The sequence below is a fragment of the Pseudomonas sp. GW101-3H06 genome, assembly GCF_059424605.1.
The window spans coordinates 606,440-632,171 of record NZ_JBWKZO010000001.1 but is presented as its reverse complement, the minus strand read 5'-3'; the positions used below and the strand labels follow the sequence as shown (position 1 = coordinate 632,171).

The 25,732-nt window shown below is 59.5% G+C and carries 16 protein-coding genes and 3 pseudogenes; 12 read left to right on the top strand and 7 right to left on the bottom strand.

The genetic code is table 11. From position 1 onward, the window contains the following. Positions 1–198 precede the first annotated feature (198 nt). A pseudogene (locus AC07ZE_RS02910) lies at positions 199–2,196 on the bottom strand (type VI secretion system Vgr family protein); the annotation flags it as partial. 362 nt (positions 2,197–2,558) lie between these two features. After that, entirely contained in the window at positions 2,559–4,043 is a 1,485-nt protein-coding gene (putP, locus tag AC07ZE_RS02905) for a sodium/proline symporter PutP (RefSeq protein ID WP_207261071.1), read from the bottom strand. Positions 4,044–4,504: 461 nt separating this feature from the next. On the opposite strand from putP, the gene putA reads away from it, so the two are divergent. From putA to AC07ZE_RS02890, 3 genes are all read left to right on the top strand, one after another. Then, on the top strand, positions 4,505–8,458 hold the full coding sequence (gene putA / locus AC07ZE_RS02900) for a trifunctional transcriptional regulator/proline dehydrogenase/L-glutamate gamma-semialdehyde dehydrogenase (RefSeq protein ID WP_207261069.1): 3,954 nt from the start codon (positions 4,505–4,507) through the stop codon (positions 8,456–8,458). A 188-nt stretch (positions 8,459–8,646) separates the two neighbouring features. Beyond that, complete coding sequence (locus AC07ZE_RS02895; RefSeq protein WP_207261060.1) at positions 8,647–8,853, top strand: hypothetical protein; 207 nt, start codon at positions 8,647–8,649, stop codon at positions 8,851–8,853. Between the two features lie 131 nt (positions 8,854–8,984). Further along, a complete protein-coding gene (locus AC07ZE_RS02890) occupies positions 8,985–10,787 on the top strand; it encodes an acyl-CoA dehydrogenase (protein ID WP_207261058.1) in 1,803 nt (600 codons plus the stop codon). Between the two features lie 114 nt (positions 10,788–10,901). Here the strand turns inward: AC07ZE_RS02890 and AC07ZE_RS02885 are convergent, their stop codons facing one another. The 4 genes and pseudogenes from AC07ZE_RS02885 to AC07ZE_RS02870 all read right to left on the bottom strand — a co-directional run bounded on the left by AC07ZE_RS02885 (position 10,902) and on the right by AC07ZE_RS02870 (position 13,490). Continuing rightward, positions 10,902–11,633, bottom strand: coding sequence for a methyl-accepting chemotaxis protein (locus AC07ZE_RS02885; protein ID WP_404940883.1), 732 nt, complete (start codon positions 11,631–11,633; stop codon positions 10,902–10,904). Positions 11,634–11,765: 132 nt separating this feature from the next. Next, positions 11,766–12,806, bottom strand: a pseudogene (locus AC07ZE_RS02880) (HAMP domain-containing protein); the annotation flags it as partial. Positions 12,807–12,951: 145 nt separating this feature from the next. Further along, a complete protein-coding gene (locus AC07ZE_RS02875) occupies positions 12,952–13,251 on the bottom strand; it encodes a cell division protein ZapA (protein WP_095192202.1) in 300 nt (99 codons plus the stop codon). Further along, entirely contained in the window at positions 13,248–13,490 is a 243-nt protein-coding gene (locus tag AC07ZE_RS02870; protein WP_207261053.1) for a hypothetical protein, read from the bottom strand. Before AC07ZE_RS02870 ends, AC07ZE_RS02875 begins: the two co-directional genes overlap by 4 nt. 170 nt (positions 13,491–13,660) lie before the next feature. On the opposite strand from AC07ZE_RS02870, the pseudogene AC07ZE_RS02865 reads away from it, so the two are divergent. The 6 genes and pseudogenes from AC07ZE_RS02865 to trxC all read left to right on the top strand — a co-directional run. Then, positions 13,661–14,536 (top strand): annotated as a pseudogene (locus AC07ZE_RS02865) (MCP four helix bundle domain-containing protein); the annotation flags it as partial. Further along, on the top strand, positions 14,519–15,391 hold the full coding sequence (locus tag AC07ZE_RS02860) for a methyl-accepting chemotaxis protein (protein WP_372242162.1): 873 nt from the start codon (positions 14,519–14,521) through the stop codon (positions 15,389–15,391). The pseudogene AC07ZE_RS02865 and the gene AC07ZE_RS02860, both read left to right, overlap by 18 nt. Positions 15,392–15,581: 190 nt before the next feature. Then, positions 15,582–17,324 (top strand): potassium/proton antiporter, encoded by a 1,743-nt coding sequence (locus tag AC07ZE_RS02855; RefSeq protein WP_207261049.1) that lies wholly within the window; start codon positions 15,582–15,584, stop codon positions 17,322–17,324. A 35-nt stretch (positions 17,325–17,359) separates the two neighbouring features. Next, entirely contained in the window at positions 17,360–20,713 is a 3,354-nt protein-coding gene (mscK, locus tag AC07ZE_RS02850; protein ID WP_207261047.1) for a mechanosensitive channel MscK, read from the top strand. A 48-nt stretch (positions 20,714–20,761) separates the two neighbouring features. Beyond that, positions 20,762–22,225, top strand: coding sequence for a protein adenylyltransferase SelO (gene selO / locus AC07ZE_RS02845; protein ID WP_207261044.1), 1,464 nt, complete (start codon positions 20,762–20,764; stop codon positions 22,223–22,225). 73 nt (positions 22,226–22,298) lie between these two features. Continuing rightward, positions 22,299–22,733: a thioredoxin TrxC gene (gene trxC, locus AC07ZE_RS02840; RefSeq protein WP_207261042.1), complete on the top strand. Its 435-nt coding sequence runs from the start codon at positions 22,299–22,301 to the stop codon at positions 22,731–22,733. Between the two features lie 112 nt (positions 22,734–22,845). Here the strand turns inward: trxC and AC07ZE_RS02835 are convergent, their stop codons facing one another. After that, positions 22,846–23,616 (bottom strand): ParA family protein, encoded by a 771-nt coding sequence (locus AC07ZE_RS02835; protein ID WP_095192209.1) that lies wholly within the window; start codon positions 23,614–23,616, stop codon positions 22,846–22,848. A 355-nt stretch (positions 23,617–23,971) separates the two neighbouring features. Between AC07ZE_RS02835 and AC07ZE_RS02830 the strand changes: the two genes are divergently transcribed. From AC07ZE_RS02830 to AC07ZE_RS02820, 3 genes are read left to right on the top strand one after another with little or no spacing between them, the layout of a single operon-like run. Next, positions 23,972–24,697: a beta-ketoacyl synthase chain length factor gene (locus AC07ZE_RS02830; protein ID WP_207261040.1), complete on the top strand. Its 726-nt coding sequence runs from the start codon at positions 23,972–23,974 to the stop codon at positions 24,695–24,697. Continuing rightward, positions 24,673–25,476: a lysophospholipid acyltransferase family protein gene (locus AC07ZE_RS02825; RefSeq protein ID WP_207261038.1), complete on the top strand. Its 804-nt coding sequence runs from the start codon at positions 24,673–24,675 to the stop codon at positions 25,474–25,476. The genes AC07ZE_RS02830 and AC07ZE_RS02825 overlap by 25 nt, the downstream gene beginning before the upstream one ends. Continuing rightward, entirely contained in the window at positions 25,463–25,723 is a 261-nt protein-coding gene (locus tag AC07ZE_RS02820; protein WP_095192212.1) for a phosphopantetheine-binding protein, read from the top strand. Before AC07ZE_RS02825 ends, AC07ZE_RS02820 begins: the two co-directional genes overlap by 14 nt. Positions 25,724–25,732 lie beyond the last annotated feature (9 nt).

The window sequence follows — 25,732 nt, the reverse complement described above, 5'->3', positions numbered from 1 at the left end:
AACGATCAACTGACCAGGCTTGGCAAAGTTGCCCAACTGCGGATTGAGGCTGCGGAATTTCTTTAGTACCACCGGATTCGATTGAGGAAACAAATGCGTTTCAAGCGCCGCGCGGGATAGGGATTGCTCAACGATGTGAAAACCCGGTTCGGCGCCTTTACTTGCGGTGACTTTGGATGCACCGAGCAATGAGTTCGGTGCAGGGCAGAAACCGTCCTTGCAACACTCTTCACAAAACGCCGCAGGGCTCTTGAGGCTGCGGATCTGCGCAGCGCTGGGTGGGGCGGCCCGGATTTTTTCTGGCGCACCCGGCAAATCCGGTGCGGCGCTCATGGCCACCATCGGCGCACCACCGACCTGAATCGGCGTACTGCTGAAGATTCCCCCCGGACCAATGTTGATCCAGTGCCCGCCTGCCTGAATGGTCGCGTTGACTCCGCCGTCGATCACCACCTGCTGGCCGGCACTGACATGGAATTGTTGACTAGCGTTGAGCGCCTGGCTGGTCACCTGAATGCGACGGTCGCCAGTGACCAGCAGGTGATCGTCCTGCTTCACTTCGGACCGACGCTGGCCGTGGGTGATGCGTTGCTCGTCGGCCTTCAGTTCATGGCTGGCAGTACCGGTAACAACAATGCTGCGTTGGTTATCGACCTGCACCCGCTGATCATTGAGTACGTGCTGATTCCAGTTTCGCTGGGCGCGCAGGTAGATTTCCTCGAAACCTTTGCGGTCCTCGATGCGCAATTCGTTGTAACCACCGCCACCGGGACTGCTCTGACTGCGGAAAATACTGCGAGTCTTGTCCGCTGGCAGGTCCAACGGCACCGGTGTCGAGGCGTTAGGCAGGCAGCCCATCACCAAGGGCTTGTCGGCATCGGCGTCGACGAAACCCACCAACACTTCCATGCCGACTCGGGGGATCAACACGCTGCCGTAACGGTCATGGGCCCACCCGGTGGCAACCCGCAACCAACAACTGGTGAACTCATCCATCTGGCCGTCTCGGTCCCACAACATCTGAACCTTGACCCGACCGTATTCGTCGCAATGGATTTCACTCTTCTTGGGGCCAGTGACCACGGCGGATTGATAACCGGCTGCACGAGGCTTCTTGATCAATGGCGGACGGAAGAACACATCCCACGGCATCGCCAGAAAGCTATTGCGGTAACCCTGAAACTCATCCGGACCGCCACTACCCGCAGACTCTTCAAGCACCTGCGGTTGACGGCCATGGTGTTCGACTTCCGTGAGCAACCACAGCTCGTTCCATTCCCGCCGAGGATGTTCGTCGAGCTGCAACAAATGCCCACTTATCAAGGCGGGTTGATCGCTGTGTCCCAGTACCTGATGGTAATCCGCACGATGACTTTCCAGGGCTCGTTGCGCCAGGCGCCTGCCAACTTCGGGATCGTTGAATTGACCGGGAAAACCATAATCCTCCAGCGCCGGCAGTTGCTTGCTGTCGAAACGGCTTTCCAGTTCAAGGCGAGGTTTACAGAAGTCGTAGTCGCGGCGGGTTACCGCTGTGGCCCGAGCTTCCAGGGCGACATTGAAACGATTGATCACCGGTTCATCCCCCGCCATCCCGCTGCCCGGTCGGTAGGACGTCGGTTCAGGCAGGCGCGGAAAAACCGTCTGATCATCGCCAAACACCAACAGATGCCCATCGACGCTGTGCTGGAAGTGGTAGTGGATGCCGATCTCGGCACACAGGCGCTGAATGAACGCCAGATCGCTTTCCGCGTATTGCACGCAATACTCGCGCTCAGGGTAATCAGTACCGAGCTGAAACTTGAAGGCATCGCCGAGGATGCCGTGGTCTTTAAGAATTTGCGTGATGATCGTCGGCACACTCTGGTGCTGGAAGATTCGCTGATTGATGCGCTGGCTCAGGTAAGCCAGGCGCGGAACCAGGCTGATCTGATAGCGCGTCAGACGCGTGTCGGAATCGCCCTGGCCAACGCGAAAAATCTGACCATGAATACCACAGCCTAGCGGATCGAAACTCAGAAACGCCTGACGATGCAGCAAGCTTTCGAGCTCGATATCCGGTCGTTCGCTGACCAACTCCAGATCAAAACGGTACGGCTGGCTGATAGCCTCCTTGCCTGTGAACTCAAGCACCTTGAGCTCACTGGGGACGCCGTCGACGGTCAGCGTGAAGCGCGGTTGATTGGCAGAAGCGAACATCCGGTGTGTCTCTGCAGATTCGAAGCGGGGGATTCTGCATGAGAGGCATGGGGGAGGAACGAGGGGCTGGAAAAACAGAAATACCCTACTTCAGTTGAAGCATTGGACTTCAGATAACGGCTCTTCCGGCTACAGACATTCCCTTCAGAAGCACCCTTTACCCCTGTGGGAGCGAGCTTGCTCGCGATGGCGCCGGGTCAGCCAACATCAATGTGAATGATCAACCGCTATCGCGAGCAAGCTCCCCCCCCACAGGGGTTGTGAGACATTCGAGGAATGTGCAGACACAAAAAAACGGCCCACCTCCAAAGGAAGCGGGCCGTTTTCATTCAAGCATTGGCTCAGCGCACGCGCTCAACCCATTACTTGTTCAGGCGGAAATCACTCTCGGCCGCGGCAAAGCGTTGCAGCATGCCGGCGGTCGGTGCGCCCATTTTGCTGACGATGTAGATCGCCAGGCTGGCGAAGATGAAACCAGGGATGATTTCATACAGACCCAGCAGTTCGAAGTGTTTCCAGACAATCACGGTGATCGCGCCGACCAGGATACCGGCCAGTGCGCCGTTGCGGGTCATGTCTTTCCAGATCACCGAGATCAGTACGACCGGACCGAATGCGGCACCGAAACCGGCCCAGGCGTAGCTGACCAGACCCAGCACGCGGTTTTCCGGATTGGCGGCCATCGCGATGGCGATCAAGGCAACCAGCAGCACCATGGCGCGGCCGACCCAGACCAGTTCCAGTTGGGAAGCCGATTTGCGCAGGAAGGTTTTGTAGAAGTCTTCGGTCAGGGCGCTCGAACACACCAGCAATTGGCAGCTCAGGGTGCTCATGACGGCAGCCAGAATAGCCGACAGCAGCACACCGGCGACCCATGGGTTGAAGAGGATTTTCGCCAGTTCGATGAACACACGCTCGTGGTTTTCGGTCACGGGACCGGCCACGTCAGGGTGTGCATTGAAGTAGGCGATACCAAAGAAACCTACCGCCACGGTGCCACCCAGGCACAGGATCATCCAGGTCATGGAGATACGACGGGCATTGGCGATCGATTTCACCGAATCCGCCGCCATGAAGCGCGCCAGGATGTGCGGCTGGCCGAAGTAGCCCAGGCCCCAGCCCATCAGCGAAATCACGCCGATGAAAGTGGTGTTTTTCAGCATGTCGAAGTTGCTTGGATCTTGCGCTTCGATAGCCAGGAACGTGGTGTCGACACCGCCGGTGGCCAACAGCACGATGATCGGCGTCAGCAACAGGGCGAAGATCATCAGGGTGGCTTGCACGGTATCAGTCCAGCTCACCGCCAGGAAACCGCCGACGAAGGTGTAGGCAATCGTCGCCGCAGCACCGGCCCACAGCGCGGTCTCGTAGGACATGCCGAAAGTGCTTTCGAACAGACGGGCACCGGCCACGATGCCGGAGGCGCAGTAGATGGTGAAGAACACCAGAATTACTACGGCGGAGATGATCCGCAGCAGGCCGCTCTTGTCTTCGAAACGGCTGGAGAAGTAGTCCGGCAGCGTCAGGGCATCGCCGTTGTGCTCGGTCTGCACGCGCAGACGGCCGGCAACGAACAGCCAGTTCAGGTACGCACCGACGATCAGGCCGATGGCGATCCAGCTTTCGGAAAGACCGGACATGTAGATGGCGCCCGGCAGGCCCATCAACAACCAGCCGCTCATGTCGGAAGCACCGGCGGACAATGCGGTCACGACGCTGCCCAGGCTGCGACCGCCCAGAATGTAGTCGGAAAGGTTGTTGGTGGAGCGATAGGCCATGAAACCGATCAGCACCATTGCAGCGATGTAGATCACGAACGTGATCAGGGTTGGATTCGTTACGCTCATTAAGTGACGCCCTGGCTTTGTTTTTATGTAGCGGCGGCTGGTGAACCGCTCGCAAACGATGACGTTTGACAGACGATCCGGGATCCCGCGCATTTATGACTGATGTTTCCCCAGGAAAGCCATCAGCCGGCACACCCGCCTTTTCGACGGGTTGCACCTTGGGGCGCGAATGCTATTCAACAAAGCAAATGAGGTGCAACCCATTTTTCGGGAATTAGTTGCACCTAGTCGGATTTACCGCAAAAGTCATTGTTTTTGCTCCCTTTTAGTGCAGTCACGATGCTTTTCTAGAAGTAAAAGCACCAAGCGGGAGCCGCACGTTCGTCCCAGAATTTAATTCCTGACGAGGCGCCGATTTTTCCGACAAAAAAGGGTTGCACCCGGTTGCACCTCTCTCAACGCACGGCTAATCTTGCCGCCAGCTGATGCCACGCAGTCGTGGCAAACATGAGGATAAAAACATGGCTACCACCACCCTTGGGGTCAAACTTGACGACCCGACCCGCGAACGCCTCAAGGCGGCCGCGACCTCGATTGATCGCACGCCGCACTGGCTGATCAAGCAGGCAATTTTCAATTACCTGGAAAAACTCGAGGGTGGTGCAACCCTGACCGAGCTGAACGGTTTGACCACCAGGGACGCTGACGACGCGGGCGAAGTCCATGTCGATCACGCACACCAGTGCTTCCTTGAATTCGCCGAAAGCATCCTGCCGCAATCGGTGCTGCGCGCATCGATCACCGCCGCTTACCGTCGCCCGGAACCCGAAGTGGTGCCGATGCTGATCGAGCAGGCGCGTCTGCCGGCGCCGATGGCCGAAGCCACCAACAAACTCGCCGCCTCGATTGCCGAAAAACTGCGCAATCAGAAGAGTGCTGGCGGTCGCGCAGGCATTGTTCAGGGGCTGCTGCAGGAGTTTTCCCTGTCGTCCCAGGAAGGCGTGGCGCTGATGTGCCTGGCCGAAGCGCTGTTGCGTATCCCGGACAAAGGTACCCGCGACGCACTGATTCGCGACAAGATCAGCACCGGTAACTGGCAGCCACACCTGGGCAACAGCCCGTCGCTGTTCGTCAACGCCGCCACCTGGGGTCTGCTGCTGACTGGCAAGCTGGTCTCCACCCACAACGAAGCCGGCCTGACTTCCTCCCTGAGCCGCATCATCGGCAAGAGCGGCGAACCGATGATCCGCAAGGGCGTCGACATGGCCATGCGCCTGATGGGCGAGCAGTTCGTCACCGGCGAAACCATCGCCGAAGCCCTGGCCAACGCCAGCAAGTTCGAAGCCAAGGGCTTCCGCTATTCCTACGACATGCTCGGTGAAGCCGCACTGACCGAACATGACGCGCAGAAGTACCTGGCCTCGTACGAGCAAGCCATCCACTCGATCGGCAAAGCCTCCCACGGTCGTGGGATTTATGAAGGCCCGGGCATCTCCATCAAGCTGTCGGCACTGCACCCGCGTTACAGCCGCGCGCAGTACGAGCGCGTGATGGACGAGCTGTACCCACGCCTGCTGTCGCTGACCTTGCTGGCCAAGCAGTACGACATCGGCCTGAACATCGACGCCGAAGAAGCCGACCGCCTCGAGTTGTCGCTGGACCTGCTTGAGCGCCTGTGCTTCGAGCCGCAACTGACCGGCTGGAACGGCATCGGCTTCGTGATCCAGGCTTACCAGAAGCGTTGCCCGTACGTGATCGACTACGTGATCGACCTGGCTCGCCGCAGCCGCCATCGCCTGATGATCCGCCTGGTGAAAGGCGCTTACTGGGACAGCGAAATCAAGCGCGCCCAGGTTGAAGGCCTGGAAGGCTACCCGGTCTACACCCGCAAGGTGTACACCGACGTTTCCTACATCGCTTGCGCACGCAAACTGCTGTCGGTGCCGGAAGTCATCTACCCGCAGTTCGCCACGCACAACGCCCACACCCTGTCAGCTATCTATCACATCGCCGGTCAGAATTATTACCCGGGCCAGTACGAGTTCCAGTGCCTGCACGGCATGGGTGAACCCCTGTACGAACAGGTCGTAGGCAAGGTTTCCGAAGGTAAGCTGAACCGTCCGTGCCGCGTGTACGCTCCGGTCGGCACCCACGAAACCCTGCTGGCCTATCTGGTGCGTCGTCTGCTGGAAAACGGCGCGAACACTTCGTTCGTCAACCGCATCGCCGACCAGTCTATTTCGATCCAGGAACTGGTCGCCGATCCGGTAGCCAGCATCGAGCAAATGGCGACGCTGGAAGGCGGTTTCGGCCTGCCGCACCCGCGCATCCCGTTGCCGCGTGACCTGTACGGTTCCGAGCGTGCCAACTCCAGCGGCATCGACATGGCCAACGAACATCGTCTGGCCTCGCTGTCCTGTGCCCTGTTGGCCACCGCACACAATCACTGGAAAGCCGCGCCGATGCTCGGTTGCGCTTCCAGCAACGAAGCACCGGCACCGGTCCTGAACCCGTCCGACCTGCGCGACGTGGTCGGTCACGTACAGGAAGCCACGGTCGACGACGTCGACAACGCCATCCAATGCGCCCTGAACGCCGCACCGATCTGGCAGGCCACCCCGCCGGCCGAACGCGCCGCGATCCTGGAACGCGCCGCCGACCTGATGGAAGCCGAGATCCAGCCGCTGATGGGCCTGCTGGCTCGTGAAGCCGGCAAGACCTTCGCCAACGCCATCGCTGAAGTGCGCGAGGCCGTGGACTTCCTGCGTTACTACGCAGTGCAGGCACGCAACGATTTCACCAATGACGCCCATCGCCCATTGGGTCCGGTGGTGTGCATCAGCCCGTGGAACTTCCCGCTGGCGATCTTCAGTGGCCAGGTGGCCGCCGCACTGGCCGCCGGTAACCCGGTGCTGGCCAAGCCTGCCGAACAGACTCCACTGGTCGCTGCTCAGGCTGTGCGCCTGCTGCTCGAAGCCGGGATTCCGGAGGGTGTGCTGCAACTGCTACCGGGCCGTGGCGAAACTGTCGGCGCCGGCCTGGTCGGCGACGATCGCGTCAAAGGCGTGATGTTCACCGGCTCCACCGAAGTGGCGCGCCTGCTGCAGCGCAACATCGCCGGTCGCCTGGATAGCCAGGGCCGTCCGATTCCGCTGATCGCCGAAACCGGCGGTCAAAACGCCATGATCGTCGACTCCTCGGCGCTGACCGAACAAGTGGTCATCGACGTCGTATCCTCGGCCTTCGACAGCGCCGGTCAACGTTGCTCGGCCTTGCGCGTGCTGTGCTTGCAGGAAGATTCCGCCGACCGCGTCATCGAAATGCTCAAGGGCGCGATGGCTGAAAGCCGGCTCGGCAACCCGGAACGCCTGTCCGTGGACATCGGTCCGGTGATCGACGCTGAAGCCAAGGCAGGCATTGAGAAGCACATCCAGGCCATGCGCGACAAAGGTCGCAGCGTGTACCAGGTGGCCATCGCCGACGCCGAAGAAATCAAACGCGGCACCTTCGTGATGCCGACGCTGATCGAACTGGAAAGCTTCGACGAACTTCAACGGGAGATCTTCGGCCCGGTGCTGCACGTGGTTCGCTACAAGCGCAAAGACATCGATCAACTGATCGGCCAGATCAACGCTTCCGGCTACGGCCTGACCCTGGGCGTGCACACCCGCATCGACGAGACCATCGCCAAGGTGATCGACACCGTCAATGCCGGTAACGTCTATGTGAACCGCAACATCGTCGGCGCCGTGGTCGGTGTGCAGCCATTCGGGGGCGAAGGCTTGTCGGGTACTGGTCCTAAGGCGGGTGGCCCGCTGTACCTGTACCGTCTGTTGTCGACCCGTCCTACCGACGCCATCGAACAATCCTTCGCTCGCGGCGATGCCGCCGTGGCACCGGATGTGCGCCTGCGCGACGCCATGAGCAAGCCGCTGACCGCCCTGAAAGCCTGGGCCGACAGCAACAAGTTCGCGGACCTGAGCGCGTTGTGCGTGCAGTTCGCCGCGCAATCGCAAAGCGGTATCACCCGTGTCCTGGCGGGTCCGACCGGCGAGCGCAACAGCTATGCGATCCTGCCGCGTGAGCACGTGCTGTGCCTGGCAGAAGTCGAAGGCGACCTGCTGACGCAACTGGCAGCGGTACTGTCGGTAGGCGGTTCGGCGGTATGGCCGGAAACTGACCTGAGCAAGGTGCTGTTCGCACGCCTGCCGAAGGACATTCAGGCGCGTATCAAGCTGGTTTCCGACTGGAACAAGGACGAAGTGGTATTTGATGCGGTTCTGCATCACGGCCATTCCGATCAGTTGCGTGCGGTCTGCCAGCAGGTGGCCAAGCGTGCTGGCGCGATTGTTGGTGTGCAGGGTCTGTCGCAAGGGGAATCCAACATTGCGCTGGAACGCCTGGTGATCGAGCGGGCATTGAGCGTTAACACTGCGGCGGCGGGTGGTAATGCAAGCTTGATGACAATCGGCTAAATAGCTATCTAATGATCGTCCCCCATTTTTTGGGGGACGATCACGTCGCACCCAGCCTACCATCCTCCTCGCTGTCAGCAACCTATCACTTTTGATAGGTAGTCAACCTCTTTCATTGGCGTATTTTAAGTCGAGCCTGAGTGGATCTTTTCGCTGTTTTCGGGCATCCCCAAAAACGGAGAACGATCATGGAAAATGAAGGCGGTACTACATTCGACACTATTAAAGGCGAAGCACTGAATGAGCCTATTACTTCACGCGACTACGCTCTAAACGTCCAAGCCGGAGATCTCATCACTTTCCCCAATGGAGAAACTAAAAAGCTCACCAGAAAACATTGGACAAATAACGGGGACGGGACCTTTACCATTCTGTATCACACCCAAAATCCTTAGCTAGAACCTTACGGGAGGCGAATATTTTGTGCGCCTCCCTGTTCTAATCGCCCATCACCCACATCAATCTTACTACCCACTCTCAATTCCCCGACTTAGACTCAGGCGCACTCCAATACAGGTAAGCCGCCATGTCCGAGACGTTGCTCAGTTCCCGCAATCTGGCTTTCGAGCTGTATGAAGTCCTCGATGCCGAGGGCCTGACCCAGCGTGAGCGTTTCGCCGAACACAATCGCGAGACTTTCGATGCCGCCCTCGGCACCGCCCGCAGCATCGCCGAGAAGTTCTTCGCCCCGCACAACCGCAAGGGTGATGAGAACGAGCCGCGCTATGAGGACGGTCAGGCGATTCTGATTCCGGAAGTGAAACCGGCGGTGGACGCTTTCCTCGAGGCCGGATTCCTTAACGCCGCGCGCAGTTTCGACGTTGGCGGTATGCAGCTTCCTACACTGCTCTCCCAGGCCTGCTTCGCGCACTTTCAATCGGCCAATGCGGCATCGACTTCGTACCCGTTCCTGACCATGGGCGCGGCGAACCTGATCGAAAGCTTCGGCACCGAGGAGCAGAAACGGCGTTTCCTGCAACCGATGATCGACGGGCGCTTCTTCGGGACCATGGCCCTCACCGAACCGCACGCGGGTTCATCGCTGTCGGATATTCGTACCCGCGCCGAGCCTGCGTCTGACGGTACTTATCGACTCAAGGGCAACAAGATCTTCATCTCCGGCGGCGATCACCCGTTGTCGGAAAACATCGTGCACATGGTCCTGGCCAAACTGCCGGATGCACCGGCCGGGGTGAAGGGTATTTCGCTGTTTATCGTACCCAAGTTCCTGGTCAACGATGACGGCAGCCTGGGCAAGCGCAACGATGTGTTGCTGGCTGGCCTGTTTCACAAGATGGGCTGGCGTGGCACCACGTCCACCGCACTGAATTTCGGCGATAACGGCGAGTGTGTCGGCTATCTGGTGGGCAAGCCGCACCATGGCTTGAGCTACATGTTCCAGATGATGAACGAAGCGCGGATCGGCGTCGGCATGGGCGCGGTGATGCTCGGGTATGCCGGTTACCTGTATTCGCTGGAGTACGCCCGCGAGCGACCGCAGGGTCGTGTGCCGGACAGCAAGGACCCGAACACCGCACCGGTGGCGATCATTCAGCATGCCGACGTCAAGCGCATGCTGCTGACCCAGAAGGCGTACGTAGAAGGCTCTTTCGACCTGGGGCTGTATGCCGCGCGACTGTTCGACGACACCACTACCCTCGGGACCGAAGCCGAGCGCAAACAAGCCCATGAGTTGCTGGATTTGCTGACGCCGATCGTCAAATCCTGGCCATCGGAGTTCTGCCTGAAAGCCAACGAACTGGCGATCCAGATCCTCGGCGGCCACGGTTATACCCGCGAATACCCGGTGGAACAGTACTACCGTGACAACCGTCTGAACCCGATCCATGAAGGCACTCACGGTATTCAGTCGCTGGACCTGCTGGGTCGCAAACTGGCGCAAAACGGCGGCGCGGGACTCAAGCAACTGACCCGCCTGATCGCCGACACCGCCGAGCGCGCCCAGGCCCATGAGTCGCTGACCGCACTGCGTGAACCGCTGGAGAAACTGGTGGCGCGCCTGCAAACCGTAACCATCGGCCTGCTGACCGATCTGGCCCAGGGCAAGGTCAACAGCAGCCTGGCGAATTCGGCGCTGTACCTGAAAGTGTTTGGCCACACGGTGATTGGCTGGCGCTGGCTGGAACAGGCGATTCGCGCCGAGGAAGGATTGGCCAGGGGCAATGCGGCGGATGTGAACTTTTATAAAGGCAAGTTGCAGGCAGCGCGGTATTTCCTGACCTGGGAAATTCCGGGGTGCCACCATGAATTGGCGATTCTTGAGGCGCGGGATGATGTCTGCCTGAATATGCAGGATGAGTGGTTCTGACCAAAGCCTTGTTGCGCCGCTGAAATCCATTCGCGAGCAGGCTCGCTCCCACAGTGGTTCACGCTCAACTGTGGGAGCGAGCCTGCTCGCGAAGAGGCCAGCACAGGCAACACATCACTTCAACTTGAACCCACCCATCTGCCGCGCCAGATCATCCGCCAACCGCTGCAACGTCTGGCAATCCTCACGACAAGCTCGGACTTCCCCCGCCGTCGCCCGCGCCAGATCGGAAATCCCCTGCACGTTGCGGTTGATTTCTTCGGTCACCGCGGACTGCTCTTCCGTCGCCGTCGCGACTTGGTGGTTCATATCGCTGATGCGTTCAACCTGCCCCGTGATCGCAGTCAACGACGCCCCGGTGCGCTGGCTCGACTCAACACCGGTTCCGGTGGCCGCCTGCCCGGTGTGCATCGACGAAACCGCATTCTCCGCGCCTTGCTTGAGGCTGCCGATCATCTGCTGAATTTCATCGGTGGACGTTTGCGTACGTCGCGCCAACGTGCGCACTTCATCGGCAACCACCGCAAATCCGCGCCCCATATCCCCGGCCCGCGCCGCTTCGATCGCCGCATTCAAAGCCAGAAGATTGGTCTGCTCGGAAATCCCGCGAATCACCGCCAACACCTGATCGATGGAAGCGACCTGATCGGCCAACTCACCCACGGCGCGGGCAGCGATACCGATTTCATCGGACATGCTTTCGATATGGCGAATCGAGCCGCCCACCACTTCCCGCGCTTGCATGGCTTCATCTCGGGCGTTTTGCGAAGCCACTGCAGCATTACCGGCGTTTTGCGCAATTTCCTGGACCGTCAGGCCCATTTCGTGGACAGCGGTAGCGACCATGTCGGTCATTTCCTGCTGACGCCCGGAACGCTCGGCAGTGTTATCCACCACCTTGGCCACCTGACCGACGGCCGTGCGCAGGTGTTCGCTGGTGGTCAGCACTTCGCCAATCATGTCGCGTTGACTATCGAGGAAGCGATTGAAGCCGCGAGCCAGATCGCCCAGCTCATCGGCGCGGCTGGAATCTAACCGGTGAGTCAAATCTCCACCACCGCTACCGATGGCTACCAGTGCAGCTGTTACCTGACGAATCGGCCGCACCAACCCACGGGCCAGCAACACCACGAGTAACAGGCACACCAGCGCCACCGCCAGGCCAATGCCACTGCTCATCCACATCGCGCGTCGCGCTTCAGCGTAGATCTGCGACTGCGGCACTTCGGCCACCAAAGTCCAGCCCAGATCCCGCAACGGCAGGCTCAACGCCAGATAATCCTCGCCATCGCGGGTAAAGCTGCTGGTGGCGGATGCAGTGGAGGTGGAGAGTTGCCCCATGACGGCTTGCGCCGCCGACTCGCCAATCTGTTCGCTCAGGGTACGTTTGCCGCTGAATTGCGCCACGGGATGTACCTGGATCAATCCATCGGAACGCACAAGATAGACCTTGCCGCGCTCTCCGAAGGCGAAATTGTGAATCAGCTCGGACAGCTCTTTCATGCTCAATCCAAGCCCGGCGACACCCACGACTTTACCGGCCTGTTCGACCTTGATGTCGATGAACAGCGCCAACTCTCCCGTGGCCGTGTCGTTGTCAATGTTGAGGGTGCGCGGCTGGCTGCTGTCGAGGAACGAATAGAACCAGGCGTCTTTGGGATTGGAACGGCTCAGGGTCCGGTCCAGACCTTTTTCAGTGAAATAGTGGTTTGAGGCTGTGCCGACAATCAACGCGGTAAAAGCCTTGTGTTCGGCGCGGATACCTTCGAGATACTGCACGAACGACGAAGTCCGGGCGGGATTTTCACCCCCGGCCAACCAGTCGCGCACCATGCTGTTACTGGCGATATCCTTGGCGGCAGTGAGGGGCTGGACGAGGATGCGCTCGATGTCGTTGCGCATCGCTTCGATGCTCGACGGCAGTGCCTGTTCGACCAAATAGCGCTGGGCGAGGCGATTGACCACGAGGGTATAAATGCCAACCACAATCAGGATACTGACCAGCAGGGCGGTGCCCATGCTGAGGATCAACTGCCATTGAATACTGCGTCGCCAGAACTGCATGGAGCACCCCCAAAGAATAAGAGGCTGAAACACTGCAACAGCCATGCCGATTGTATACAACCAGATCGACAATCTATTCTTTGGTTGTGCGCAAAGCCGATCAGGCCTGATTGATCGTCTTGGTGATCACTTCAACCGTGGCGCTGACTTGCTCTTGGTAACGGTCGAGTTCGAGTTTGTGCTGCTTCTGCATTTCGATCTGTTGCGAGCACAGGTTCATGGCGGCCAGCACCAGCAGTCGGTCACCGATCAGGGTCGGGTACTTCTTTTTGGTCTCGGCCAGGGCAGCCTTCAACATCAAAGCAGCATCGAGCAGGGTCTGTTCTTCCCCGGCCGGCGCCTTGATCGAATAGTCCTCCCCCAGGATCGAGACGACTTTTACCCCTGCGCCATAACTCATGCGCTGACTGATTCGACTAGAGGCCCAGCGCTGACGCGCTCAACCAAAGCCTGAATGCGCGCGGCGGTGGCGCCTTGTTTCTCTTCCTGTTCCATCAGGCTCAGTTGCAGGCTTTCGTTTTCATCCTTGGCCTGGGCCAGTTCGGCGCTCAGGGCTTGGTTGGTACCGAGCAGGGTCTGGTTCTGTTGTACCAGGTCGCTGACCAGTTGTTCCAATTGGCTTAGGGATGCTTCCAACATTTTGATTTTCCAGGCATTTTCAAAGGGCGCGTACGATAAAGAAAAGTCACCGTGGATGCCAGGGTTAAACGGGCGCAAAGCCTTGATTTTCCTGACGAGTGACCTATCTCGCGAACTTTAAAGACTGTGATTGGCCGATCTGGTTCCTGCACTTCGTCGCCGTAGCGCTTATGCGGCAAAACCGCGCAGGGACTCAAGACTTTAGTCGTATGACCGATAAGTCATTCATACGTCAGCCTCGGCACCGCTCAGGTGCGCTCTTTTCGGTAATCACCATGTCCCTTCGTAATATGAATATCGCGCCGCGAGCGTTCCTCGGTTTTGCCTTGATTGGCGGCTTGATGCTGGTGCTGGGCGTGTTTGCCCTGAACCAGATGAGCAAGATCCGCGGTGCCGCCGAGAACATCACCGTCAGTAGCGTGCCGAGCATCAAGAGCCTCGACGAGTTCACTCAACTGACGCTTCGCCTGCGCGTGCTGTCTTATCGCCTGCTGGTGAACCGCGAGCCGGACGTGCAACAGAAAACCATCGAGCTGCTGGAATTGCGCAACCAGCAGATTCGCGCCGCCCAGGCCACCTACGAAAAACTGATCGCCAGCCCGCAGGAACGTGCGGCCTACGATCAATACGTACAGCTGCTCGGGCAGTACCGCCAGATCGAAGACCGGATGAAGACCCTGTCGCGCAATAATCAGGTCGACGAACTGCGCAGCCTGCTCAACGCCGATCTGCTGAGCAACTCCGAAGCGATCAACGCTGTGCTGAGCAAGCTGTTGGAGATCAATACCCAGCAGACCCTCGACACCAACCAGCAAGCCGCCGATCAATACGATTCGGCGTTCAATCTGGTCATTACCCTGTTGGTGATCGCCACTGGCCTGACGATTCTGTTCGCCTGGCTGCTGACCAACAGCATCACCAAACCGATCGCCAACGCGCTGAACGCTGCCGAGCAAATCGCCGAGGGCAATCTGACACGCCCGATCACGGTCGACGGCGAGGACGAAGCCGGCCGCTTGCTGCTGGCGATGTCGAAGATGCAGGACAAGCTGCGCGACACCCTGCAGCGAATTTCCGGCTCCGCCACTCAGCTGGCTTCTGCCGCCGAAGAGCTCAACAGTGTCACCGATGAAAGCGCCCGTGGCCTGACCCAACAGAACAACGAGATCGAACAGGCCGCCACGGCAGTCAACGAGATGACCAGCGCCGTGGAAGAAGTCGCGCGCAATGCGGTCAGCACATCCGAAGCATCGAAAAACGCTACAACTTCCGCCGGTGACGGCCGCGATCTGGTGCAGGAAACCGTCAGCGCCATCGAGCGCATGAGCGCCGATGTGCAAAGTACCGCCACCCTGATCGGCGACCTGGCCAATGAATCCCGCGATATCGGCAAAGTGCTGGATGTAATTCGCGGCCTGGCCGACCAGACCAATCTGCTGGCCCTGAACGCCGCCATCGAAGCGGCGCGCGCCGGTGAAGCCGGCCGCGGCTTTGCGGTGGTAGCGGACGAGGTCCGGGCCCTGGCGCACCGCACCCAGCAGTCGACCAGCGAAATCGAACGCATGATCGGCAGCATCCAGAGCGGCACCGAGCACGCGGTGGATTCGATGCGCAACAGCACCGAGCGCGCCGAATCGACCCTGAACATTGCCCGCGGCGCCGGATTGTCGCTGGACACCATCAACAGCGCCATCGTCGAAATCAACGAACGCAACCTGGTCATCGCCAGCGCCGCCGAAGAACAGGCGCAAGTGGCCCGCGAAGTGGACCGCAATCTGGTGAACATTCGTGATTTGTCGGTGCAATCGGCCACCGGCGCCAACCAGACCAGTGCGGCCAGTAGCGAGCTGTCGCGATTGGCAGTGGACCTGAACACGATGGTTGGGCGGTTCAGCCTGTAATCCGCCAACACCGCCCCCTGTGGGAACTGGCTTGCCAGCTCCCACAGGGGATCGGCTGTACCAGCAGGTTGTGTTCTTTTAATCTGCAAAAAGCTTTTTGACAGCATCACATTTCAACAGGTTAGAATCGCTGGCACGCAGACTGCATGGTCAGTTTGTGCCCGTCTTTCAGCTTTCCGGAGTACTGCCTTTGAATGCGACGACCATCAACAGCCTGTTCTTGATCGGCGCGTTGCTGGTAGGTGCGAGCATTCTGGTGAGTTCACTTTCCTCGCGCCTCGGCATCCCGATTCTGGTGATCATCCTGGCGGTGGGCATGGCCGCCGGGGTCGATGGCGGCGGCATCATTTTTAATAACTACCCCACGGCTTACCTCGTCGGCAACCTTGCACTGGCGGTGATCCTGCTCGATGGCGGTTTACGCACCCGAGTGTCGAGTTTCCGCGTGGCGTTGTGGCCAGCATTGTCGCTGGCAACGGTTGGCGTATTGATTACCACCGGGCTGACTGGCATGGCCGCCGCCTGGTTGTTCGACCTGAACATGATTCAAGGCCTGCTGATCGGCGCTATCGTTGGCTCAACCGACGCCGCTGCGGTGTTCTCCCTGTTGGGTGGCAAAGGTCTGAACGAGCGGGTGACCGCAACCCTGGAAATCGAATCCGGCAGCAACGACCCGATGGCGGTGTTCCTCACCGTGACCTTGATCGACATGCTCGCCAGCGGCCAGACCGGCCTGCACTGGAGCCTGTTGACCCACTTGCTGCGCGAGTTTGGCATCGGTGCCGTCATCGGCCTGGGCGGCGGCTGGCTGATGCTGCAAATGGTCAACCGCATCAACCTGGCCACCGGCCTGTATCCGATTCTGGTCATCGCCGGCGGCCTGGTGGTGTTTGCCCTGACCAACGCCCTGCATGGCAGCGGCTTCCTGGCGGTGTATTTGTGCGGACTGGTGATCGGCAACCGGCCGGTGCGCAGCCGCCACGGCATCCTGCACATGCTCGACGGCATGGCCTGGCTGGCGCAGATCGGCATGTTCCTGGTGCTGGGGCTGCTGGTCACGCCCCACGACTTGCTGCCGATAGCATTGCCGGCACTGGGCCTGGCGCTGTGGATGATTCTGTTTGCCCGGCCGCTGTCGGTACTGGTCGGCCTATTGCCATTCAAAGCTTTCCATGGCCGCGAAAAAGCGTTCATTTCCTGGGTAGGCTTGCGTGGCGCGGTACCGATCATTCTGGCAGTGTTCCCATTAATGGCAGGCCTGCCCAACGCCCAGCTTTATTTCAACCTCGCTTTCTTTATCGTGCTGGTGTCGCTGCTGGTACAGGGCACGAGCCTGCCGTGGATCGCCAAACTGTTGAAGGTGACGGTGCCACCGGAGCCTGCGCCGATCTCCCGTTCGGCCCTCGAAGTTCACGTCACCAGCGAGTGGGAGCTGTTCGTTTATCGCCTCGGCGCCGAAAAATGGTGCATCGGTTCGCACCTTCGCGAGCTGAAAATGCCCGAAGGCACCCGTATCGCAGCCCTGTTTCGGGGCGAGCAACTGCTCCATCCGTCGGGTAGTACGGTGCTCGAAGTCGACGATTTATTGTGCGTAATCGGCCATGAACACAATCTGGGAGCCCTTGGAAAACTCTTCAGCCAGGCACCGCAACGAGGCCTCGATTTGCGCTTTTTCGGCGACTTCGTACTCGAAGGAGATGCCCAGTTGGCCGCGGTTGCTGCCCTGTACGGCTTGAAGGTCGAAGGCATCGATCCAAGCATGTCCCTGGGCCACTTCATTGCCCAGAAAGTGGGGGGTGCACCGGTAGTCGGTGACCAGGTGGAATGGAACAACACCATCTGGACCGTAGCGGTCATGGAGGGGAACAAGATCGGTAAAGTGGGCGTCAGATTTCCCGAAGGAAGTCGCCCGGGTCCTGGACTCTTCCTCTAAACTCCATACTTCGTCCTGTTTTTTGATCGGTCTTTATGTCAAGCCTGCGCACCTTTTTTGTCCTGGTCCTGTTGGGCCTGAGCCTTTCCGTCGGCACGCTGCAAGCCGCCGAGTCACCCACCCGCGAAACCGTGCAGGCGAGCCTGGACAAGATCGCCGACCGCAAACTGCCGGAGGCCGATCAAAAAGCCCTGCAGTCGGTCCTGCAAGGCACGCTGACGCAGCTCAACAACCAGCGTGATTACGAGCAGAAGCTCAGCGACCTCAAGCAGCAACTGGCCACGGCCCCCAAACAGACCGTCGAGAACCAGCGTGAGCTGACGCGTCTGAAGGCCAGCAACGTGGTGCCGGTTGCGCAACGCTTTACCAAAGAGTCGATTCAGCAGCTTGAGCAGATGCTCACCGAGCGCTCTACCCAGCAAAGCGATCTGCAAAAGGCACTGGCCGAAGCCAACAGCCTGATCATTACCGCCCAGACTCGCCCCGAGCGCGCCCAGGCGGAAATTTCCGCCAGCCAGACGCGCATCCAGCAGATCAACAATATCCTCAAGGCCGGCAAGGACGCCGGCAAGACCTTGAGCGCCGAGCAGCGTGACCAGCTCAATGCTGAACTCTCGGCACTCAACGCCCTGATTCCCCTGCGTCGCCAGGAACTGGCCGGCAACACTCAGCTGCAAGACCTGGGCAATAGTCAGCATGATTTGCTGTCGGAGCGATCCGACCGGCTGGATCGGGAAATCCAGGAGCTGCAAAACCTGATCAACCAGAAGCGCCTGGCTCAATCCCAGGAGACGGTGACGCAGCAGTCCATCGAAGCGCAAAAGGCCGGTGGCAGCAGCCTGCTGGCGACCGAAAGCGCGGCCAACCTGAAACTCTCGGACTACTTGCTCAAAAGCACTGACCGCCTCAACGAAGTCACCCAGCAGAACCTGCAGACCAAGCAGCAACTGGACAGCGTGACCCAGAGCGATTCGGCCCTGGACGAACAAATCAACGTACTCAAGGGCAGCCTGCTGCTCTCCAAGATTCTCTACAAACAGAAACAGGCCTTGCCGCGTCTGCGGGTCGACCGTGATCTGGCCGACCAGATCGCCGACATTCGTCTGTATCAGTTCGAAGTCAGCCAGCAAAGGGAGCTGCTCAGCAACCCGACCACCTACGTCGACAACCTGCTGTCGACCCAACCACCCGAGCAAGTTACCCCGCAGCTGCGCAAGAGCCTGCTGGAGCTGGCCACCACCCGTGCGGACCTGTTGGAGCGGCTCAACCGCGAACTGAGCGCCGTACTCAACGAATCCATCACCCTGCAACTGAACCAGAAGCAACTGCTCAGCACCGCGCAAAGCCTGCGCGCGACGCTCGATGAGCAGATGTTCTGGATTCCCAGTAACAAGCCGCTCGATCCTGAATGGTTCCGCAGCGTGCCGGACCGCCTGAAACGTCAGATCGATACGCTTCCCCTGGCCTCCAGCCTGAGTGAATTGACCGACGGCCTGACCCAGCGACCGTTGCTGTTCCTGCCTCTGGCACTGTTGATCGGCGCCTTGCTGTGGCGCCGCGAGAGCCTGTACGCCCGACTGAACAAGGTTCACCAGGACATCGGTCACTTCAAGCGCGACAGCCAGTGGCATACGCCGCAGGCGATTCTGATCAACATTCTGCTGGCGATGCCGGTGTCGCTGGGCCTGGCCTTGTGTGGCCTGGCCCTGCAAATCGACGCTCGCGGGCAAAACGCCAACATGGGTGCAGCGTTGCTGCAAATGGCCCAGGCATGGTTGGTGTTCTACACCGCCTATCGGATCCTCGCGCCGGGCGGCGTGGCGGAACTGCATTTCCGCTGGGAGAAGCCCCAGGTCGAATTCCTGCGCGGCTGGGTCCGCCGGCTCGGCATGGTGGTGATGGCACTGGTCGCAGTGGTCGCAGTTGCCGAACTGCAACCGGCGGCGCTCGCCGACGACGTGATGGGCATGCCGGTGGTGCTCATCTGCTACGCCTTGATGACTTGGTTGCTCAGCCGACTGCTCTGGAGCAGCCCGACCCACGAGAACGCATCACTGTTCCGCAAGGCCGTGGCCATCATGTTCACCGCCTTGCCGATCGCTTTGTTCGTGGCAGTGTGCTTCGGTTACTACTACACCGCGCTGAAACTCAGTGACCGGTTGATCAACACCCTGTACCTGCTGATGTTCTGGCTGGTGATCGAAGCCACCTTCGTGCGCGGTCTCAGCGTGGCAGCACGTCGCCTCGCCTACCAGCGAGCCCTGACCAAACGTCAGGCAGCGAAAGAGGCCGGCGACGGTGAAGCGGTGATCGAAGAACCGACCCTGGACATCGAGAAGGTCAACGAACAGTCCCTGCGCCTGATCCGCCTGGCCCTGCTTGGTGGCTTCATGGCTTTGCTGTACTGGGTCTGGGCCGACCTGATCACGGTGTTCTCGTACCTGGACAACATCACCCTCTACGAATACACCAGCGGCACCGGCGCCAACATGAGCATGGTGCCGATCAGCATCGGCGACATGCTCGGCGCCCTGATCATCATCGGCATCACCTTCGCCCTGGCGCGCAACCTGCCGGGTCTGCTGGAAGTCTTCGTCCTGTCGAAGCTGAACCTGGCCCAGGGCAGCGCCTACGCCACCACCACGCTGCTGTCCTACGTGATCGCCGGCGTCGGCTTTGTCTCGACCCTGTCGACCCTCGGCGTCAGCTGGGACAAATTGCAGTGGCTGGTAGCGGCGTTGTCGGTAGGCCTCGGTTTCGGCATGCAGGAGATCTTCGCCAACTTCATCTCCGGCATCATGATTCTGTTCGAGCGCCCGGTGCGGATCGGCGACACCATCACCATCGGCAACCTGTCGGGCACAGTCAGCAAGATCCGCATCCGCGCCACGACCATCACCGACTTCGACCGCAAGGACATCATTGTTCCGAACAAGACGTTCATCACCGGACAACTGATCAACTGGTCCCTGACCGACACCATCACCCGGGTGACGCTCAAACTTGGGGTCGATTACGGCTCGGACCTGGACCTGGTGAAGGAACTGCTACTCAAGGCCGCGCGGGAAAACCCACGAGTGCTCAAGGAACCGGAGCCGCACGTGTATTTCCTGAACTTCGGTGAAAGCACCCTCGATCACGAACTGCGCATGCATGTACGTGACCTCGGCGACCGTAACCCGGTACTGGATGAAGTTAACCGCTTCATTAACCGCGAGTTCAAGAAGCAGCACATCAACATCTCGTTCCGGCAGATGGAGGTCTACCTCAAAAATCTCCATGGCCAGGAATACAAAATGGTACCCATCGAACCGGAAGCGAAAACCATTGTGCCACTCAACGATGACAGGCAACCGCCGTTGGTACCGCCCGCCGCCAAACTCGACTAACCGGCCAATCCCCAGCAGAATGCTCGGACATTCTGCTGGAGACGGCCTTTGAAAGCCCTCGACGAACTGACCTTCGATAATCGCTTCGACCGCCTGGGCGATGCGTTTTCCGCCCATGTGCTGCCCGAACCGATCGACAACCCGCGTCTGGTGGTGGCCAGCCCCGCCGCCATGGCGTTGCTGGATCTTGACCCGGCCGTCGCCGAAACCCAGGAATTCGCCGAGCTGTTCAGCGGCCACAAGCTCTGGGCCGACGCGGTCCCGAGGGCGATGGTCTATTCAGGGCATCAATTCGGTTCCTACAACCCGCAGCTGGGCGACGGCCGTGGCCTGTTGCTGGGTGAGGTGTACAACGAAGCCGGCGAGCATTGGGACCTGCACCTCAAGGGTGCCGGGCAGACGCCCTTCTCGCGCATGGGCGACGGACGGGCGGTACTGCGTTCCTCGATCCGCGAATTCCTCGCCTCCGAAGCCCTGCATGCGCTGAACATCCCGACCACCCGCGCGCTGTGCGTGATCGGCTCCGACACGCCGGTCTGGCGCGAGAAACAGGAGCGCGCAGCCATGGTCCTGCGCCTGTCGCCGAGTCATGTGCGCTTCGGGCACTTCGAGTATTTCTACTACACCAAACGCCCCGAAAAACAGAAAGAACTTGGCGACCACATCCTCGCCATGCATTTTCCAGAATGCCTCGAACAGCCAGAACCTTATCTGGCGATGTTCCGCGAGATCGTCGAGCGCAATGCCGAACTGATTGCCAAGTGGCAAGCCTACGGCTTCTGCCACGGGGTAATGAACACCGACAACATGTCGATCCTCGGTATTACCTTCGACTACGGCCCGTTTGCCTTCCTTGATGACTTCGATGCCAACTTCATCTGCAACCACTCCGATGATCAGGGCCGCTACTCCTTCAGCAACCAGGTACCGATTGGCCAATGGAACCTCAGCGCCTTGGCCCAGGCCCTGACGCCATTCATCAGCGTCGAGGCCCTGCGCGAAACCCTCGGCCTGTACCTGCCGCTGTTCCAGGCTCACTACCTGGACCTGATGCGCCGTCGCCTGGGCTTCACCACCGCTGAAGACGACGACCAGAAATTGCTGGAGCACCTGCTGCAACTGATGCAGAACAGCGGTGTCGACTACAGCCTGTTCTTTCGCCGGCTGGGCAATGAATCACCTGAAGCGGCTGTGCGTCGCCTGCGCGATGACTTCGTCGATCTCAAGGGCTTCGATGCCTGGAGCGAGCTCTACGTCGCCCGGGTAATCCGCGAAGGCACGCTTGACCAGGAGCAACGTCGCCACCGGATGCACGCGGTCAATCCGCTGTACATCCTGCGCAACTACCTGGCGCAAAACGCCATCGATGCAGCAGAAAAGGGCGACTACTCGGAAGTCCGCCGCCTGCACGCGGTGCTCAGTCATCCGTTCGAGGAACAAACGGGGATGGAGAGCTACGCGCAGCGACCGCCCGAGTGGGGCAAGCATCTGGAGATCAGTTGTTCGTCGTGATGTACCGCGCAATTGAAAATTCAAGCGGGTGTCTCCAGATAAGGACTACCCGCTTCTCATTGGACCATCTTTCATGTCAGACCCACTCCTCATCCCCTGCCCTCACTGCAACGGCCTCAACCGCATCCCCGCCGAGCGCCTCAACGACCACCCAAAATGCGGTCGCTGCAAGTCCGAGGTGCTGCTGAACAAACCCTTCGAACTGAAACAGGGTGACTATGCCAGTCAGATCAAGGGTGATCTGCCTCTGTTGGTGGACGTTTGGGCGGATTGGTGCGGGCCGTGCAAGTCGTTTGCACCGATATTCGAGCAAGCGGCCGGGCAGTTGGCGGGCAAGTGTCGACTGGCCAAGCTGGACAGCGAGGCGAATCAGCAGTTGTCGGCGCAGTTGGGGATTCGCTCGATTCCGAGCCTCATCCTGTTCAAGAACGGACGGGAAATCGCACGCCAGAGCGGGGCCTTCCCGTTGCCGCAATTGATGAGTTGGTTGCGTAGTCAGGGGATTTGAAGCTACCACAAGCTAATGTGGAGCGGGCTTGCTCGCAAAAACGGTCTGACAGTCGACATTGATGGTGACTGACACTTCGCTTTCGCGAGCAAGCCCGCTCCCACATTGGGGATCAGGCGTTTTCCAGCAGGTTGTGCAGTTCGACGAACTGTTGCGTCAGCTTGTGCCGCGGGTCGAGGTGGATCAGCGGTGTGTTGGCCTGGTGGGATTCGCGCATACGCACAGAACTGCCCAGGTACACCGGCAGCACCGGCAAACCTTCGGCGATCAATTCGTCGAGAATTTGCTGAGGCAGGCTGGCGCGAGCCTGGAACTGGTTGACCACGATGCCTTCAACTTCCAGGCCTTCGTTATGGTCATCCTTTAATTCGTCAATTTCCGCCAGCAGGCCGTAAAGCGCCTGACGAGAAAAACTGTCGCAATCGAAAGGGATCAGTACGCGATCAGCGGCTATCAGCGCTGAAACCGCATAAAAATTCAGCGCTGGCGGCGTATCGAGGTAAATTCGGTCGTAATCTTCGTCCAGCTCTTCAAGCAATTTACGCAGCTTGTTGATTTTGTGTTTGGCCTCAAGCTTGGGCTGCAAATCCGCCAGCTCGGCTGTAGCGGTGATGACGTGGAGGTTATCGAATGGAGTTTCGTAGATGTCGACCTGGTTTTTCCTGGCGAAAGGCCCGGATGACAAAGTCTGCTTGAAGAAATCGGCAATACCCATCGGAATATCATTGCCAGTGAGTCCCGTCAGGTATTGAGTGGAGTTGGCCTGGGCATCGAGATCCACCAACAGGGTGCGATAGCCCTCGCTGGCGCTGACCGCCGCCAGATTGCAGGCAATGCTGGATTTGCCCACGCCACCTTTCTGATTGAACACCACGCGCCGCATGTGAAAAACCTCCGTGTATCAAAGAATGACCGAGTGTAGTAGTCCACGGCATGGCTTAGCTACCTCGCTGAGACAAGGACTACGCAGTCATCGGCAATCTCCCGCCAAATAAACGGCAAACTCGTGCATAGACCTCCATCAGAGCCGACAGACGGGCCGATAGGGATGTGAATAATTGTCAAACGTTCGGTTTTTTCGAACTGATCGGTACATCTTACTGTGCAAAATGTAACCAGCATTTGCTACACGTTCCCGGCACCGGGATAATGCGCACCACTCGGCGCCAGGCGCCACGTAGAGTGGGTCGTGGTCTTCTGCCACTCACCGCGTCAAGAAGCCCGCAGGGGCGGGATGAATGTCTGTGATCAATTTCAACATCGCCCAGTGGCGCGCGTGGGCCCCGGGGCTCGAAAGCGTGGACGACTGGCAGGCCTGGAGCCAGCAACCGGTGGTACTGCCGGTCAGCGACGCTGCTCCCGACGTCTCGTTCCTGCCAGCCATGCAACGCCGGCGCCTCAGCCGTCTGGCGCGGATGGCGTCCAGTGTCGCCTGGCCGTTGGCCGAGGGTCGTCAGGACCTGCCGCTGGTATATGTTTCCCGTCATGGAGAAACCCCGCGCACCTTCGACATTCTCAGTGATCTGGCCGTCGACCAGCCGCTGTCCCCGACACAGTTCAGCCTGTCAGTCCATAACGCGATCATTGGCCTGTGGTCGATCATGCGCGGCGAAACCAGCGAAATGACCGCTCTGGCCGCTGCCGGTGATGGCCTGGAACATGGCATGCTGGAAGCCGCTGCCCTGCTTAAGGAAGGCGCACCCGCGGTATTGTTGGTAGTGACCGAAGAACGACCGCCCGAGGCTTACTCGACCTGGATCGACGACGTGCCTTTTCCTTATGCCGTAGGCCTGCTGATCACGCCCGGCAATGACTGGCAGTTGTCCCTGAACAGCCCCGCGGATGCGTTGTCCAAACCCCGTTGGCCGCACGCGCTGAATCTGTTGCGTACGTTGCTTGGCCAGCAAACCAATTGCCAACATGCCTGGAAAAATCGTGTATGGACCTGGCAACGCAACCCGTGACCGAAAAAAACCGCGACGCCTACTACTGGCGCCTGCTGGCCACCGCCGCAAGCTTCGCCCTGTTCGGGCTGGGCGGGCTGTGCCTGCGCCTGGTGGTTTTCCCTTTGCTGAGTTGCCTGCCGGGCGATGCCCAGACCCATCGGTTGCGCGCACGACAAACCGTCAGTCGCTGCTTCTGGTTTTTTGTCCGCTTCATGGCGCGCGCCGGTGTGCTGACCTACGACATCCAGGGCGCGGAAAAACTTGGACGTCCCGGGCAAATGATCGTCGCCAATCATCCTTCGCTGATCGATGTGGTGTTTCTCATCGGTCTGGTGCGCCACGCTAATTGCGTGGTCAAGCAGAGCCTGTGGGAAAACCCGTTTACCCGTGGTCCCCTGCGCCGTACCGAATACATCAGCAACGATGGCAGCATGGACATGCTCGATGCCGCCGCCACTGCACTGAAAAGTGGCCAGACTCTGATTATCTTTCCCGAAGGCACCCGCACCCGACCAGGGCAGGCGCCGGCCTTTCATCGGGGGGGTGCGGCAATTGCCGTGCGGGGTGCGAAAATCCTCACCCCAGTGGTCATAAAGGTCAACCCGAGCACTCTGACCAAGGCCGAGCCTTGGTATCGGATCCCAAAACGCCGTGTGCACTTCAGTTTTCGTGTCGGCGCCGATATAGACCCACAGACCTTCGCCGCGCTGGGTCCGCCCCCTCAGGCCTCGCGCAAGCTCAACGACTATTTGCATTCTTACTTCATCAAGGAGCTCGCCGAAGATGAGCGATCTTAACCGTGAAATAAAAGATCTGATCATCGAAGCCCTCGGCCTCGAAGACATCAGCGCCGACGACATCGGCGATCAACAGACGCTATTTGGCGAAGGCCTGGGCCTGGACTCGGTGGACGCACTGGAACTGGGCCTGGCCATCCAGAAAAAGTACGGCATCAAAATCGACGCCGATGCCAAGGACACCCGTAACCACTTCAGCAACGTGGCGAGCCTTGCGGCGTTCGTCACCGCAAAACAGGCAGCTTGAGACCGGACC

Excerpts from the sequence above, each read along its gene's own strand:
- AC07ZE_RS02820 (WP_095192212.1), top strand. The coding sequence starts at position 25,463 with ATGAGCGATCTTAACCGTGAAATAAAAGATCTGATCATCGAAGCCCTC.
- AC07ZE_RS02890 (WP_207261058.1), top strand. The coding sequence starts at position 8,985 with ATGTCCGAGACGTTGCTCAGTTCCCGCAATCTGGCTTTCGAGCTGTAT.
- AC07ZE_RS02835 (WP_095192209.1), bottom strand. The coding sequence starts at position 23,616 with ATGCGGCGCGTGGTGTTCAATCAGAAAGGTGGCGTGGGCAAATCCAGC.
- AC07ZE_RS02895 (WP_207261060.1), top strand. The coding sequence starts at position 8,647 with ATGGAAAATGAAGGCGGTACTACATTCGACACTATTAAAGGCGAAGCA.
- trxC (WP_207261042.1), top strand. The coding sequence starts at position 22,299 with ATGTCAGACCCACTCCTCATCCCCTGCCCTCACTGCAACGGCCTCAAC.
- AC07ZE_RS02830 (WP_207261040.1), top strand. The coding sequence starts at position 23,972 with ATGTCTGTGATCAATTTCAACATCGCCCAGTGGCGCGCGTGGGCCCCG.
- AC07ZE_RS02860 (WP_372242162.1), top strand. The coding sequence starts at position 14,519 with ATGTCGAAGATGCAGGACAAGCTGCGCGACACCCTGCAGCGAATTTCC.
- AC07ZE_RS02875 (WP_095192202.1), bottom strand. The coding sequence starts at position 13,251 with ATGAGTTATGGCGCAGGGGTAAAAGTCGTCTCGATCCTGGGGGAGGAC.
- AC07ZE_RS02825 (WP_207261038.1), top strand. The coding sequence starts at position 24,673 with ATGGACCTGGCAACGCAACCCGTGACCGAAAAAAACCGCGACGCCTAC.
- AC07ZE_RS02885 (WP_404940883.1), bottom strand. The coding sequence starts at position 11,633 with ATGGTCGCTACCGCTGTCCACGAAATGGGCCTGACGGTCCAGGAAATT.
- putP (WP_207261071.1), bottom strand. The coding sequence starts at position 4,043 with ATGAGCGTAACGAATCCAACCCTGATCACGTTCGTGATCTACATCGCT.
- putA (WP_207261069.1), top strand. The coding sequence starts at position 4,505 with ATGGCTACCACCACCCTTGGGGTCAAACTTGACGACCCGACCCGCGAA.
- AC07ZE_RS02870 (WP_207261053.1), bottom strand. The coding sequence starts at position 13,490 with ATGTTGGAAGCATCCCTAAGCCAATTGGAACAACTGGTCAGCGACCTG.
- mscK (WP_207261047.1), top strand. The coding sequence starts at position 17,360 with ATGTCAAGCCTGCGCACCTTTTTTGTCCTGGTCCTGTTGGGCCTGAGC.